Source organism: Bradyrhizobium sp. CCGB12 (assembly GCF_024199845.1).
Taxonomy (GTDB): Bacteria; Pseudomonadota; Alphaproteobacteria; order Rhizobiales; family Xanthobacteraceae; genus Bradyrhizobium.
On the sequence record NZ_JANADO010000001.1, the window covers coordinates 8,956,684 to 8,970,295 of the forward strand.

General features: G+C 61.1%; 15 protein-coding genes. 11 read left to right on the forward strand and 4 right to left on the reverse strand.

All coding sequences use genetic code 11. The features are described 5' to 3' along the window. The first annotated feature begins 55 nt into the window (after positions 1–55). Positions 56–292: a hypothetical protein gene (locus NLM27_RS41115; RefSeq protein WP_254148687.1), complete on the forward strand. Its 237-nt coding sequence runs from the start codon at positions 56–58 to the stop codon at positions 290–292. A 72-nt stretch (positions 293–364) separates the two neighbouring features. Here the strand turns inward: NLM27_RS41115 and NLM27_RS41120 are convergent, their stop codons facing one another. From NLM27_RS41120 to NLM27_RS41130, 3 genes are all read right to left on the reverse strand, one after another. Then, positions 365–1,582 carry a GTP-binding protein gene (locus tag NLM27_RS41120; protein ID WP_254148688.1) on the reverse strand — a complete coding sequence of 406 codons (1,218 nt, stop codon included), beginning with the start codon at positions 1,580–1,582 and terminating at the stop codon, positions 365–367. A gap of 194 nt (positions 1,583–1,776) precedes the next feature. After that, the gene (locus NLM27_RS41125) at positions 1,777–2,697 is read right to left on the reverse strand and encodes an SMP-30/gluconolactonase/LRE family protein (protein WP_254148689.1); all 921 of its coding nucleotides are present in this window, start codon (positions 2,695–2,697) and stop codon (positions 1,777–1,779) included. 11 nt (positions 2,698–2,708) lie between these two features. Beyond that, positions 2,709–3,377: a GntR family transcriptional regulator gene (locus tag NLM27_RS41130; protein ID WP_254148690.1), complete on the reverse strand. Its 669-nt coding sequence runs from the start codon at positions 3,375–3,377 to the stop codon at positions 2,709–2,711. Between the two features lie 176 nt (positions 3,378–3,553). Here NLM27_RS41130 and NLM27_RS41135 point away from each other — a divergent pair, with 176 nt between their 5' ends. From NLM27_RS41135 to NLM27_RS41155, 5 genes are all read left to right on the forward strand, one after another. Then, positions 3,554–4,567, forward strand: coding sequence for a TRAP transporter substrate-binding protein (locus tag NLM27_RS41135; RefSeq protein WP_254148691.1), 1,014 nt, complete (start codon positions 3,554–3,556; stop codon positions 4,565–4,567). Between the two features lie 10 nt (positions 4,568–4,577). After that, a complete protein-coding gene (locus NLM27_RS41140) occupies positions 4,578–5,093 on the forward strand; it encodes a TRAP transporter small permease (RefSeq protein WP_254148692.1) in 516 nt (171 codons plus the stop codon). 34 nt (positions 5,094–5,127) lie between these two features. After that, positions 5,128–6,408 carry a TRAP transporter large permease subunit gene (locus NLM27_RS41145; protein ID WP_254148693.1) on the forward strand — a complete coding sequence of 427 codons (1,281 nt, stop codon included), beginning with the start codon at positions 5,128–5,130 and terminating at the stop codon, positions 6,406–6,408. Between the two features lie 25 nt (positions 6,409–6,433). Further along, positions 6,434–6,928, forward strand: a complete 495-nt coding sequence (locus NLM27_RS41150; protein ID WP_254148694.1) for a type II 3-dehydroquinate dehydratase — start codon at positions 6,434–6,436, stop codon at positions 6,926–6,928. Between the two features lie 334 nt (positions 6,929–7,262). Continuing rightward, positions 7,263–7,598: a hypothetical protein gene (locus tag NLM27_RS41155; protein WP_254148695.1), complete on the forward strand. Its 336-nt coding sequence runs from the start codon at positions 7,263–7,265 to the stop codon at positions 7,596–7,598. Positions 7,599–7,636: 38 nt separating this feature from the next. Here NLM27_RS41155 and NLM27_RS41160 read toward each other — a convergent pair whose 3' ends face one another. After that, positions 7,637–8,425, reverse strand: coding sequence for a DeoR/GlpR family DNA-binding transcription regulator (locus tag NLM27_RS41160; RefSeq protein WP_254148696.1), 789 nt, complete (start codon positions 8,423–8,425; stop codon positions 7,637–7,639). 235 nt (positions 8,426–8,660) lie between these two features. Here NLM27_RS41160 and NLM27_RS41165 point away from each other — a divergent pair, with 235 nt between their 5' ends. The 5 genes from NLM27_RS41165 (at position 8,661) to NLM27_RS41185 (ending at position 13,609) form a co-directional block, all read left to right on the forward strand. Next, positions 8,661–9,680, forward strand: a complete 1,020-nt coding sequence (locus NLM27_RS41165; protein ID WP_254148697.1) for an ABC transporter ATP-binding protein — start codon at positions 8,661–8,663, stop codon at positions 9,678–9,680. A 63-nt stretch (positions 9,681–9,743) separates the two neighbouring features. After that, positions 9,744–10,997 carry an ABC transporter substrate-binding protein gene (locus NLM27_RS41170; protein ID WP_254149055.1) on the forward strand — a complete coding sequence of 418 codons (1,254 nt, stop codon included), beginning with the start codon at positions 9,744–9,746 and terminating at the stop codon, positions 10,995–10,997. 46 nt (positions 10,998–11,043) lie between these two features. Next, positions 11,044–11,964, forward strand: a complete 921-nt coding sequence (locus NLM27_RS41175) for a carbohydrate ABC transporter permease (RefSeq protein ID WP_254149056.1) — start codon at positions 11,044–11,046, stop codon at positions 11,962–11,964. Beyond that, positions 11,961–12,770, forward strand: a complete 810-nt coding sequence (locus NLM27_RS41180) for a carbohydrate ABC transporter permease (RefSeq protein WP_254148698.1) — start codon at positions 11,961–11,963, stop codon at positions 12,768–12,770. The genes NLM27_RS41175 and NLM27_RS41180 overlap by 4 nt, the downstream gene beginning before the upstream one ends. Further along, positions 12,659–13,609 (forward strand): endonuclease/exonuclease/phosphatase family protein, encoded by a 951-nt coding sequence (locus tag NLM27_RS41185; RefSeq protein ID WP_254148699.1) that lies wholly within the window; start codon positions 12,659–12,661, stop codon positions 13,607–13,609. The genes NLM27_RS41180 and NLM27_RS41185 overlap by 112 nt, the downstream gene beginning before the upstream one ends. Positions 13,610–13,612: the final 3 nt, after the last annotated feature.

Sequence of the window (13,612 nt, forward strand, 5' to 3'; positions counted from 1 at the left end):
AAGGACCTCATGACATCCTCGCGAGAGATGGGGGAATTCGCATGACAGATTTCTGATGGCCGTCACCGTGACGACGGCGTGGATCGACATCTCCAATGTTCGTGAACGAGCCAATTCTGGACTTGCAGGCGGGGCTCTGAACCAGGAGGCGAGCGCGAAGCCGCGCTGTTCGATCTGCCGTTCGGCTGCGATTGCGCTGCTATTCGTAATGGTTGCTATAACCATGGCGTCGCCGGCAAAAATTCAATCATGCCGAATTAAAGCAGTGATATTAATTACATTAAATATTTAATGTCAAGATTTTCCGTGGCACATGGTCGCATTGCACTTTAATGCCCAGCGTTACGCTGCCCAGTTTACGTGATCAGGATAATGCCCAAGGCGGAAAGGGATCGCTGAGATTGCGCCAGCTCTGGGGATCGAACCCATTCTCCGAATTGGCAAGGCAGGCATCCAGCGAGGCTCGGATGTATGTTTCGTCCATGCCTGAACCGATGAACACAAGCTCCTGACGACGATCGCCCCAAGTGCTGTCCCATTGATCATTGAGTTGTTGTTGGACGTGAGGATGGCCTGGCCACGTCGACTTCGGGATTGTTGCCCACCAATATCCCATAGGCTCGCACCGACGTTGCATCCCTGCAACTGAGAGGACACCCACCCAATCCGGACGGGTCGCAAGCCAGAAATGTCCTTTGGCGCGTAACACACCTGGCCAGGGCCTATTGAGAAAGGACAAGAGGCTGACGGGATCGAACGGACGTCTTTCCAAGTAGACGAAACTGGATATGCCGTACTCCTCGGTCTCCGGCACATGGGACGCGGGATTGTATAGCTCCTTGTCCCAGAGAGGATGTGTCGCAGCCTTCGCTTCATCGAAGAGGCCGGTGTTGAGAATTGTGTGGAGAGGAACGTCGCCAAAGTCGGTCTCGATTGTGCGCGCCCGGGGATTGAGTGCGGCAACGACCTTGCGCACATCCGCACACGTTGCCTCTGTCACTTCCGACACCTTGTTGATCACGACCACATCAGCAAATTCGATCTGCTCAACCAGGAGATCGATGATCGTACGCCCATCGGCCGCATCGCGCAGCTCGCCGTGGTCGCGTAAAAGATCGCGACTGCTATACTTGGCGAGCAGGTCCGTGGCGTCCACGACCGTCACCATCGTGTCGAGTTTCGCAAGATCAGAGAGCGAGACACCGGCTTCGTCGCGAAAGGAGAAAGTTGCCGCGACAGGGAGAGGTTCAGAAATCCCGGTCCCTTCAATCAGAAGATAGTCAAAGCGCCGTTCTTCGGCCAATCGCCTGACCTCGAGCAAGAGATCGTCGCGTAGCGTGCAGCATATGCAACCATTGCTGAGCTCCACGAGTGTTTCGGTCGTATGCGATAGGTTTGCGCCACCGTTGCGAACCAGATCCGCGTCTATGTTCAACTGACTCATGTCATTGACGATGACGGCAACCCGGAGGCCCTCACGATTCCTCAGCACGTGGTTAAGCAGTGTCGTCTTCCCCGAACCCAGAAATCCGCTGAGCACGGTGACTGGTAGCCGATTGGCGGCGCTTGCTCCCTCTTGCATAAGTCTCCCTGGCCGATGACCTGCGGACCGGACAACATTGACGGAAGCAGCTAGTGGTCCAGAAGGTCGCATCGCAATGATTTGGACCTGCCCGTCGCGCTCTCAGACCCCTGTAACTAGTTAATGCAGTGTCAATATTTAAATTATTATTGTGATCTGCAAATTAAATCAAGGTGCGGCCGGCCAACGTGTTTTTAACGGGCGACGTTTCGGGTTCGTGGATTGGCTGCGAACCGGTGTTCCGGGAGGCCCTGCGCGATGCACTGAATGGCGAGGAGATGGCCCGCTTCAGGCTCTGCACTCAATTGTCCGGCGTCGAGAAACCTGCGCGCGCTTGTGACGAACATCGTCCTCAGATCGCTGCCGCCGAAGCACACACATGTCGGATTCGTCACGGGCAGGGGAATGATGGTGTCGATCCGGCCGTCGGGTCGATAACGCACGATCCGGCTACCTGAGAAGAACGCCGTCCAAAGCCCGCCATCAACATCGACGCAAGCTCCGTCAGGCCGCTCCCTGTACGCCGCATAGTCTGCAAAGAGCCGCTTGTTGCCGATCACGCCGTCGTCGAGATCGAAATCGAAACACCAAGTGCGGTATCGCCGGGTATCGGTGAAATACATGGTGCGATTGTCCGGCGAAAACGCGATTCCATTCGTCACGATGACACCCCCAAACATGCGCGTCGTCGTGCCATCGCCGTCAATCCGATAGAGCGAGCCGTTGGGCCGATGCAGCTCGTTGTCCATGGTTCCGATCCAGAGACGGCCGCGTGCATCGACGCGCCCGTCATTGAGCCGGTTATCCAAGCCGCGTTCGACATCGCAGAACTGGTGCAACTGATCACTTGTCGGATCCCGGCGCCGCAAGCATAGATCCTGCGCCAGGATGTGCGGGCCGTCGGACGTCAAGGCCTGGCTTCCGAGAAAGCTGCAGTCATAACGAGATGACGTGTGGACGCCGGTCGACGGATCGAACGATTGATGAAGCTGCCGGTCGATATCGACCCACCAAAGCTTGGCTGACCGGTCGCACCAGAGCGGCGTCTCGCCCAAGAGGTCGCCTGCAGGCACCGCGGTTTCCACCTTCCGGGTCGCGATGATCGTCGCCGTCACCTCGCGCCCCTTCAGCGCAGCGAGCTGTTCGCGAGCGCATGCGCGACGCAATTGTTGACGTGCGAAGAGAGCACCTGCTTTGCCGTCTCGGCGTCTCGCTTCAGCGCGCATTCGAGCAGCGCCCTGTGCTGCGCGGCCGGCTCGGCGCCGCGATAGTGGAAAGCAACCATCTGGTAGCGGAAGTACTTGTCGAAGACGAGGCTATGCGTCTCCATGAGAAGGTGCGATCCGCAATTCGAGATCAGCGCCTGATGGAATTCGCCGTCGTAGCGCTTCCACTGTTCCGGCTCCCCGATCCCGGAGTCCATGAGTCGCTCCGTCGAGGCGAGCTTGTGATGCGCCGAGACGATGCGTCCCTCCCATTCGACATCGGCGTTGGCGAACGAGACGGCCATCGCGTGGGACTCGAGCAGCAGACGTAAGCCGGCGAGCTCGCGCAGATTGTCGGCGGAAACTGCGGCGACCTCAAAACCGCGCTTGCCTTCCGCCCTGACGAAGCCCTCGGCAGCCAAGCGGCTCAGAACCTCGCGCAGCGTGCTGACGCTCACAGCGTAGGTTTCGCGCAGCGCCTCGAGCTTGAGCTTATGGCTCGGCGCAAGCCGGCCAAAAATGATGTCCGTCCGGATCCGGCGATAACCGTCCTCGCCGACGGCTGATTCTTCTTTCTCGATCAAAGACATCGCGTCGACCTTGCTGAACGGGGCGGGGGCGCACAGCCCTCGATTCCAGGCTCATATGATACCAAAATCATATGATAAAATCCATTTCCTATTTTGACTCTCGTATTCTCATATGCTTTCTTCCTGGGGTCAAAGCCGCGGCGCCAGACCGCGGCATCATCACTGGGAGGGTCGGCATGCGCAGGACGATGCTTGGCTTGGCGGTCGCGGTGAGCGCTGTGCTCACGGCTTTGCCCGCCGCGGCACAGGTGCAGGAGCGGACGATCCGCTGGGGGCACCTCAACAATACGGATCACCCGGTCAGTCTCGGCGTGCAGAAATTCGCGGAGGTGCTGGCCGCCAAGAGCGGCGGCAAGCTGAAGATCCGCGAGTTTCCCGCGTCCCAGCTCGGAAACGAAATGCAGCAGCAGTCGGCCGTTCGCGGCGGCACCCAAGAGGTGTTCTCGGCCTCGACGACGTCGCTGGCGGGCGTCGTCAAGGACCTCGGCCTGTTCGATTTCCCCTTCATCGTCGCCACCTTCGACCAGGCGACGGCGCTCGCCGATGGCGCATTCGGCAAGGCAATGATGGATCTCCTGCCTGAGAAGGATCTCATTCCGCTCGGTTACTGGGGGCTGGGATTCCGTAACGTCACCAACAGCAGAGGGCCGGTTTCGAAGGTCGAAGACCTGGCCGGCCTGAAGCTGCGCGTCATTCCGAACCCGGTCTATCTGGAGACCTTCAAGGCGTTCAAGGCCAACCCGGTGCCGATGGCGTTTGGCGAACTCTATACTGCACTTGAGAACAAGACGGTCGATGGCCAGGAAAACCCTTACAGCGTCATCCTGTCGAACAAGTTCAATGAAGTGCAGAAATACGTTTCGGCGACGAACCACACCTTCACCCAGAACATCATCATCGTCAGCAAGAAGTTCTGGGACAAGCTCTCGCCCGAGGAGCAGAAGATGTTCCGCGATACTTACGCAGAGACGATTCAGTACCAGCGTGACCAGACCAGGCGGGCCGCCGATCAGGCGCTCGGCGAGCTGAAGGCCAAGGGTATGCAATTCAACGAGATTGCGCCTTCGGAATACGCGCGCATGCAGGAGGCCGTGAAGCCGGTCATCGAGAAGTTCTCCGGTGAATATGACCCCGACAAGGTGAAGCTGTTCAATGCCGAGCTCGCTCGTATTCGCAGCACGGTCAAGTGACGGGTCCTCGATGGCAAAGATCCTCGATGTCTACTGCGAGGTCTTGAAGGCGGCGATCGCCGTTTGCCTTGCAGCGATGGTCGTCCTGGTATTCAGCAACGTCGTCCTCCGCTATGCCTTCAACTCCGGCATCGCAGTGTCGGAGGAACTGTCCCGCTGGCTGCTTGTCTGGCTGACCTTCCTCGGGGCAATCGTTGGCTTGCGCCAGCATGCCCATCTGGGTGTCGATACACTGGTGCGTGCGCTCCCGCCCCGCGGCAGATTCATCTGCTTCGTCATCAGCTATTTACTGATGCTGTATGCCGATTGGCTGCTGACGCTCGGGAGCTGGAAGCAGGCGGTTCTCACATTCGGCGATGCGGCGCCGGCGTCGGGTATGTCGGTCGGTCTATTCTTTTATTCGTCTGGGCTCGTATTCGGCGTTTCGGCAGCCGTGATCCTCGCCTATGACCTATTTCGCGTGGTCACCGGCGCGGCAAGCGAAGAAGAGCTCATCGCAGTAAAGGAAAGCGACGAGCACGCTTGAGCGCAAAGGCTCTGGTTGCCCGTCCGATTGCAGCATGACGATCGCCGTCTTCACATTCTCCCTCCTCGGCGCCATGGCGCTCGGCATGCCGATCGCGTTCGCGCTGATCGTCTGCGGCGTTGCGCTGATGCACTATCTCGATATCTTCGATTCGCAGATCGTCGCGCAGAACATCATCAACGGGGCCGACAGTTTCCCGCTGATGGCGGTTCCGTTCTTCATGCTTGCTGGCGAAATCATGAACAAAGGCGGGTTGGCGAAGCGCATCGTGGACATCGCGCTGGCGCTCGTCGGACATGTGCGCGGCGGACTAGGCTACGTGGCGATCCTGGCATCCTGCGCCTTGGCCTCGCTGTCCGGATCGGCCGCCGCGGATGCCGCTGCGCTCGCTGCCCTGCTGGTCCCGATGATGGTCGCCGCGGGCCACAAGAAGATGTATGCGGCAGGCCTTGTCGCGGCGGGAGGGATCATCGCTCCCGTCATTCCGCCGAGCATCAGCTTTGTCTTGTTTGGGGTTGCCGGCGGCGTCTCGATCTCGAAGCTGTTCCTGGCTGGCATCGTGCCCGGGCTGCTTCTGGGCGTCGGACTTTGCTTCGCCTGGTGGTGGGTGGCTCGCAACGAGAACATCGAAAGCCCACCGCGGAAGTCGTTGGTCGAGATTGGCCGGGCAGTGGTCGACGGGTTCTGGGCGCTGATGCTGCCGGTCATCATCGTCGTCGGCCTGCGGTTCGGGATCTTCACGCCGACCGAGGCTGCGGTGGTCGTCGCCGTGTATGCGCTGTTCGTGGCGACCTGCATCTATCGGGAGCTGAAGCTGTCGCAGCTTTATGAGGTCGTGGTCTCGGCGGCGCTCAGCACCAGCATCGTGATGTTCCTGGTCGCGGCGGCGCTGGTCTCGTCCTGGCTGATCACGGTCGCGGAAATCGCAACGCAGGTGGCGGACCTGGTGCGCCCGCTCATGGGTAGCCCGACGCTGCTGATGGTTGCGATCATGATCCTTGTCGTCATCGTCGGTACGGCGCTCGACATGGCGCCGACGATCCTGATCCTCACGCCGATCCTGATGCCGATCATCAAGCAGGCCGGTATCGATCCGGTCTATTTCGGCGTGCTCTTTATCATCAACAATGCGATCGGGCTGATCACGCCGCCTGTTGGGGTTGTCCTGAACGTCGTATGCGGCGTCTCGCGGATCAGCATGGAGGAGGTCATCAAGGGCGTCTGGCCGTTCATGGTCGCCCAGCTCGTCGTGCTGTTTCTGATGGTGCTCTTCCCGCAACTCGTCACGGGACCCGCGAAGTGGTTCGGTGGTTGATTACCCCATGGAGAAGGAGCAGCCGATGACCACGAGGATCATGGTCTTGAACGGCCCCAATCTCAATTTCCTCGGCATCAGGGAGCCGCACATTTACGGCTCGACGACGCTTGGTGAAATCGAGGCGAACTGCGAGGAGGCCGCGAGACTTTTGGACGTCTCGCTCTCGTTCCATCAATCGAATATCGAGGGCGAGCTCGTAGGTTTAATCCAATCGGCGCATGGCAATGCGGACGCGATCATCATGAACCCGGCGGCATTCTCATTCACGTCGATTGCTCTGATCGATGCCCTGAAGATCTTCGATGGTCCGAAGATCGAAGTCCACATCTCGAACATCCATGCCAGGGACGAGCTTCACAGGCATTCCATCACATCAAGCGCTTCGACCGCCGTGATCTGCGGGCTTGGACCTTACGGCTATATCGCGGCCATTCTGGCCGTGGTTCAACGGCTCGGGCGCTTGCCCGGTGCCGTTCCCTCCGCCTTGCACGGCCTCACGCCGACGGGCGGCGCATAGAGCAGGGAGTGCAGAGTGCGAGGCGAAGGTTTTCTGGCGATCTGGGGCGACATCGAGCTGGCGGATCTGACGGACTACCGGCACTGGCTGACGCGTGAGCACACCACCGAACGGGTGATGACCAAAGGCTTCCTCGCTTGTCGCGTCTTTCACGCGATGCAGGCGGACAGAAACCGCTATTTCATATTATACGAGCTGGAAGCCGCGGAAGTCCTCGACGGAGAGGCGTATCTGGCTCGTCTCAACTCGCCGACGCCGTGGTCACAGCGCATCATGCCGCGCCTGGGCAATTTCATGCGCGGAGGTGGCAATGTGACTGCCCGGGGCGGTCGCGGTGAGGGCCATCGCCGGGGTCGTGCGGATCGAACGATCGCCGCGCGATCCGGGAGGGCTTGCGAATGCCATAGCTCGTTGCGACGGCGTGGTCGCCGTCCAGATCGGTGCGACGGATCAAGCCCGGACGTCCGTGCCTACCATTGAAAAGGGCATGCGGAACAGCGAAGGCTTTTTTGCCGGACTGCTGATGATCGAAGCACTCGACGAAGCGGCGGTGCGGACTGCCTGGCGCAATGCCGTCGAGGTGGCGCCCGATGTCGTTGGCATCCTTGATGATCCTGAGATCTACCAAAGCATATTCGCGCTCGACGCACGCATCGCCGATATCGGATGATGCGGTCGAAGGGTCGTCCGCAGGGCTCAACAGCACGATCAAGTCGCTCGGTGGCCAGCATTGCCTGCGGTGTGAATTCGATCGCTATATTTGAGCGCGATCGGCTGGAACGCCGGAGGTAACTGATCATCAATGACGAGATGGTGGCAGTCGTCGAGATGGCCGCCCCGAACCGTCGCATTACGCCCGAACTTGGTGATGTCGGCCACGAGCACGGACGTTCTCGAATTGGCGGCGATGGATTGCCGTGCCTTGACCTCATCGACATGGAAATCGAGCAGCGTGCCGTCCTGATCAACGCCGCCGACGCCGAATATCCCGAAATCGGCGCGGAAACCCGAGAAGAAACGCGCGGCGGCCTCGCCAATGATATCGCGGTCGAGTGGCCGCAGCGTGCCGCCCGCAATGGTGATCTCCACGTCGGGATTGTGTGCGAACGCTGCGGCCACGTTCAGGCTGTTGGTGATCACCCGCAGATCCCGCCGGCGGGAGAGTGCCTGCGCGACATATTCGGGCGTCGTGCCGAGCCCGATCATCAGCGACGTCCCGTCGGGGATAAGGTTGGCGGTCGCGTGCGCGATGCGCCGCTTGGCGTTGGCGTTCAACCTATGCCTGCTGCCATAGGCGAGGTTTTGGTTCTGGACGGGCAGGCTGACCCCGCCATGCACCCGCCGGAGCAGTCCCTGGTCGCAAAGCGCATTCGCAAGGCGGCGGATGGTCTGCTGCGTGACGTCGAAGCGCGCCGCGAGCTGCTCGATGGAGGCGGAGCCCTGCTCGCGCACGATCTCCAATATGTGGGCCTGACGTGTCGTGGCGGTCTTGAGCATGGGCTCTCCGTTCCCAACGAAAGTATCATTCGAACGTCGAAAACGCAATTTTCTGTTTCATATGGCGCCATGGTATGTTCATATGAACATGATAGTCGCTACGCCGATCGAAATCGCGTGGCTCGAGGGAGGGATGCATGGACCGGTCTTCCTGCGGCGACCGGCCTTGCCTTGCTCCGTTGGAGCGAGACGCAGCCAGCGCGCGTAGCTGCATCATGCAGAGAGCGAACCGGTCATGTCGGCGATCACGCTGAGTCATGTCTCCAAGTCCTGGGGCGCGATGCGCGCCGTCGATGACGTCAGTCTGACGGCGGAGGAGGGCTCGCTGCTGGTGCTGCTGGGACCGTCCGGCTGCGGCAAGTCGACCACGCTCAGACTGATCGCCGGCCTCGAGGACGCCGACACCGGCGCGATCGCCATCGGCGGCGTCGACGTGACTCACCTGACGCCGGCGCAACGGAAGATCTCCATGGTCTTCCAATCCTATGCGCTGTTTCCGCATCTGAGCGTGGCCGAGAACATCGTATTTGGTCTACGCGTGCGGCGCGTGTCGCGCGCCGAGCGCGACGCCCGGCTCCGTCGCGTGGCCGACATCGTCGGTCTTGGGTATCTGCTCGAACGCAAGCCGGCGCAATTGTCCGGGGGGCAGCGCCAGCGCGTCGCGCTGGGACGCGCCATCATCGCGGAGGCGCGGGTCTGTCTCATGGACGAGCCGCTATCGAACCTGGACGCCAAGCTGCGACACGAGATGCGGACGGAAATCCGCGCGTTGCAGCAGCGTCTCGGCATGACGATGGTCTACGTGACTCACGATCAGACGGAAGCCATGACGATGGCGGACCGCGTCGTTTTGATGCGCGATGGCCGTATCGAGCAGAACGGCTCACCGGAAGAGCTCTACAACCGGCCGGCGACGGCGTTCACGGCGCGGTTCATCGGTACCCCGCCGATGAATCTGGTGCGTCAGGGCGAATATCTCATCGGCATCCGGCCCGAGCACATCCGCATCGTGCGGGATGGGGATCATGGTGCGCGGGTCAAGGCCGTCGAGCATCTCGGCGCCGACAGCATCGTGCTGTGCGAGATCGATGGTCAGTCGATCTCGGTGCGATCAGATGGTTTCAGCAAGGTTCAGCCCGGCGAGGATGTCCGGCTGGCGTGGGAGGCGGGCCACGAGCATCGGTTCGATCCGGCTTCGGAACGCCGATTGGAGACATCGGTCAAGGAGGGCCGGCTGACGACATCTGTCGGATAGCAGCGGCGGTTTCAGGCGGTCGGCGGATAACAAGGGAGAGAGAGAATGTTTGCGCGACGAACGATGTTGATGGCAGCCGCACTTGCCGTGTTCTCGATGGGGGCACGTCCCGCGTCCGCGGTGGATCTGACGATGTACTATCCGGTCGCGGTCGGCGGTCCCGTCACCAAGATCATCGACGACATGGTCTCCCGCTTCGAGAAGGACAATCCGGACATCAAGGTGACGGCGGTCTATGCCGGCAACTACACGGATACGATGACCAAGGCGATGACCGCCATGAAGGGCGGGCAGCCGCCGCAACTGTCGGTGCTACTGTCGACCGACGTCTTCACTCTGATGGACGAGAACGCCATCGTGCCGTTTGACGGCCTCGTCAGCGACAAGGCCTGGTTCAAGGAGTTCTATCCGGCGTTCATGGCGAATGGGCAGATCGACGGCAAGACCTGGAGCGTGCCGTTCCAGCGCTCGACAATCGTGCTGTACTGGAACAAGGACGCCTTCAAGGAGGCGGGCCTCGATCCCGAGAAGGCGCCGGCGTCCTGGGACGAAATGGTCGAGATGTCGAAGAAGCTGGTCAAGAAGGATGGCGGCAACACGACCCGCTGGGGCGTCGAAATTCCCTCGACCGGTTACGCCTACTGGATGCTGCAGGCGCTGGCGATCGAGAACGGCCAGAAAATGATGAACGAGCCCGGCAACGAGATCTATCTGACCGCTCCGAAGACGGTCGCCGCCCTCGAGTACTGGGTTGACCTATCGCGCAAGCACAACGTCGCCCCGGCCGGCAGCATCGATTGGGCGACGCTGCGCACCGATTTCCTCGAAGGCAAGACGGCGATGATGTGGCACACCACCGGCAATCTGACGGCGGTCAAGGACGCCGCGAAATTCCAGTTCGGCGTGGCCATGCTGCCGGCCAAGGAGCGGCGCGGATCGCCGACCGGCGGCGGCAATTTCTACATCTTCAAGAATGCATCTCCCGAGCAGCAGAAGGCGGCCGTCAAATTCATTCAATGGATGACGGCTCCGGAACGCGCGGCGGAATGGAGCATGAAGACAGGTTACGTGGCGGTGTCGCCGGCCGCCTACAAGACGCCGGCGATGGAGGCCTACGCAAAGGACTTCCCGCAGGCCACCGTCGCGCGCGATCAGCTGGAGCACGCGGTGCCGGAGCTCTCCGTCCACGAGAACGGCCGTATCTACAAGTTCGTCGGAGATGCCGTCCAGGCCGCGATCACCGGCGCGCAGAAGCCGCAAGAGGCGCTGGCCGCCGCGCAAGCGCAGTCCGACCGCGTCTTGCGCGCCTACAAATAGGGGACATGGCGGGATGGCAGGCAACCGTCATCCCGCCGGCTCACGGATGTCCGACGCCACCGCCTCATCGCTGATTGTCCCGCGCCGCGCCGGATCGCAGGCGTGGTGGAATGCCGTGAATGCCTGGCTGCTGCTGTTGCCAGGGGCGGTCCTGCTGATCGCGTTCACGCATTTTCCGATCCTGGCGACGATCCGGCATTCGCTGTTCATCACGCGCCGGAACGGCACGGAAGCCTTCGTCGGCCTCGACAGCTATCGTTCAATGGCGGCCGATCCGATCTTCTGGAAGGCACTGGTCAACAATTTCTGGTTTGCGCTCGGCACGATCCCGACCTCGATTGCCCTGGCCCTGGTGATGGCGGTCTGGGTCAATCGCAACATACGCGGCCGCGGCTTTCTGCGGCTCGCCTACTTCACGCCGACCGTGCTGCCGATGATCGCAGTCGCCAACATCTGGTTGTTCTTCTACACGCCGGATTACGGACTGTTGGATCAGTTGCGTGGCCTCTTCGGCCTCGCCGGCTGGAACTGGCTTGGCGATCCCTCGACGGTGATGGGCTGCCTGATCGTCATGGTGATCTGGAAGGAAGCCGGCTTCTTCATGATTTTCTACCTGGCGGCGCTGCAGCAACTCTCGCCGGACCTCGATGAAGCCGCTTCCATCGAAGGTGCGAGCCGATGGTACACGTTCCGCCGGGTCACGTTTCCACTGCTGATGCCGACCACGTTGTTCGTGGCGATCAATGCGGTCATTAACTCGTTCAAGCTGGTGGACCATCTGGTCATCATGACCAAGGGCGGTCCGAACAACGCAAGCACGCTGCTGCTCTATTACATCTATGAAGTCGCCTTCACCTTCCAGGATTCCTCCTACGCGGCAACGCTGACGGTGGTGCTTCTGATGCTCCTGAGCGCGATTGCGCTGATCAAGTTCGGTTATCTCGATCGCAGGATCCACTACCAATGAGAGGCCGGACACACCCAGTCGAGGCCGTCGCAGCATGGCTTCTGGCTCTGATCTGGCTTGCCCCATTGGCCTATGCCTTCTGGAGCGCGCTGCATCCGGCCGCCTACGCCACGTCGTTCAGCCTGTCCGCGCCCTGGACGCTGGAGAATTTCGCCCGGGCCTGGAGGCAGGCGCCGTTCGCCCGGTACTATCTCAACACGGTCGTCCTGGTGACGCTGATCCTGGTCGGCCAGCTCATCCTGTCGACGCTGGCGGCCTATGCCTTTGCGCGCTTCAAGTTCAGAGGTAGCGGCATTGCCTTCGCCCTCGTTCTGCTCCAGCTGATGATCATGCCCGACGTCCTGATCGTCGAGAACTACCGGGCGATCGCCAAGCTGGGATTGCTCGATACGATCCCTGCCATCGCGCTGCCCTATCTTGCGAGCGCCTTCGGCATCTTCCTGCTGAGGCAGACCTTCAAGGGCGTGCCTCAGGAGCTGGTCGAAGCCGCCCGGGTCGAGGGAGCGGGGCCACTCGGAATCCTCTGGCGGGTCTATGTCCCGCTGGCTCGCCCGACCTACGTCGCCTTTGGCCTGGTCTCCGTCAGCTATCACTGGAACAACTTCCTGTGGCCGCTGATCGTCACGAATTCGGTGGAAGCACGGCCGCTCACGGTGGGTCTTGCCGTGTTCGGCGCACCTGAAACCGGCGTGGATTGGTCGGTGATCACGGCGGCAACCGTGATGACGATGGCGCCGCTGCTGATCGCGTTTCTGCTGTTCCAGCGCCAGTTCGTTCAGTCATTCATGCGTGCAGGGATCCGGTAATGCGGCTTCTCACCTGGAACATACAGTGCGGAAAGGGCTGCGACGGCGTCACCGATCTTGCACGGATCGTTGCCGTCGCCAGGCAGACGCTCGATGCGGACGTGTTCTGCTTCCAGGAGGTGAGCGCGAATTTCTCGAGATTCAGCGATGGAGCGGACCAGAGCGCGCAACTCGCGGCACTACTGCCCGGCTACTCCGCCATATTCCGACCGGCGATCGAAACGATGGATCGGGACGGCAACCTCCACCGCTTCGGCAACATGACGCTGTCGCGGTTGCCGGTGTTGCAGATCGCCAATCACCTGCTGCCGTGGCCAGGCGCTGCCACGGTGCGCAGCATGCGCCGTCATGCCCTGGAGGTGACGGTTCAGGCCGCGTTCGGCGCGATTCGCATCGTCAACACGCATCTCGAGTTTCATTCGGCCGACCAGCGCGAGGCGCAGATCGCGCGGCTGCTGGATTTGCAGGAGGATGCGTCGGTGAGCCCCACGCAGGCCGGTTCCCGCCACGATGAGCCGTATGCAAGTCAGACTGTCGCTGCGTCGAGCCTGATGTGTGGCGATTTCAATTTCGACGTCGCCGATTCCCAGCATGCGTTGATCGATCGGTCCGGCCGGCCCGGTCTGAACTATCGGGATGCATGGACCGCCAATCGTCCCGGCCGCCCGCGCGCCCCGACTTGCGGAATTTACGACCGTGCGCAATGGGCCGACGGCCCGGACTGTCGCGACTTCATTTTCGTGACCGAGGATCTGTTCAGTCACGTTCGCAGCATCGACGTCAACGCAGCGACCGATGCGTCCGACCATCAACCCATTGCGATCGAACTGGCGGAATAGAGA

Coding starts and splice junctions, on each gene's coding strand:
- NLM27_RS41115 (WP_254148687.1), top strand. CDS start 56: ATGGCCGTCACCGTGACGACGGCGTGGATCGACATCTCCAATGTTCGT.
- NLM27_RS41120 (WP_254148688.1), bottom strand. CDS start 1,582: ATGCAAGAGGGAGCAAGCGCCGCCAATCGGCTACCAGTCACCGTGCTC.
- NLM27_RS41130 (WP_254148690.1), bottom strand. CDS start 3,377: ATGTCTTTGATCGAGAAAGAAGAATCAGCCGTCGGCGAGGACGGTTAT.
- NLM27_RS41135 (WP_254148691.1), top strand. CDS start 3,554: ATGCGCAGGACGATGCTTGGCTTGGCGGTCGCGGTGAGCGCTGTGCTC.
- NLM27_RS41140 (WP_254148692.1), top strand. CDS start 4,578: ATGGCAAAGATCCTCGATGTCTACTGCGAGGTCTTGAAGGCGGCGATC.
- NLM27_RS41145 (WP_254148693.1), top strand. CDS start 5,128: ATGACGATCGCCGTCTTCACATTCTCCCTCCTCGGCGCCATGGCGCTC.
- NLM27_RS41150 (WP_254148694.1), top strand. CDS start 6,434: ATGACCACGAGGATCATGGTCTTGAACGGCCCCAATCTCAATTTCCTC.
- NLM27_RS41160 (WP_254148696.1), bottom strand. CDS start 8,425: ATGCTCAAGACCGCCACGACACGTCAGGCCCACATATTGGAGATCGTG.
- NLM27_RS41165 (WP_254148697.1), top strand. CDS start 8,661: ATGTCGGCGATCACGCTGAGTCATGTCTCCAAGTCCTGGGGCGCGATG.
- NLM27_RS41170 (WP_254149055.1), top strand. CDS start 9,744: ATGTTGATGGCAGCCGCACTTGCCGTGTTCTCGATGGGGGCACGTCCC.
- NLM27_RS41175 (WP_254149056.1), top strand. CDS start 11,044: ATGTCCGACGCCACCGCCTCATCGCTGATTGTCCCGCGCCGCGCCGGA.
- NLM27_RS41180 (WP_254148698.1), top strand. CDS start 11,961: ATGAGAGGCCGGACACACCCAGTCGAGGCCGTCGCAGCATGGCTTCTG.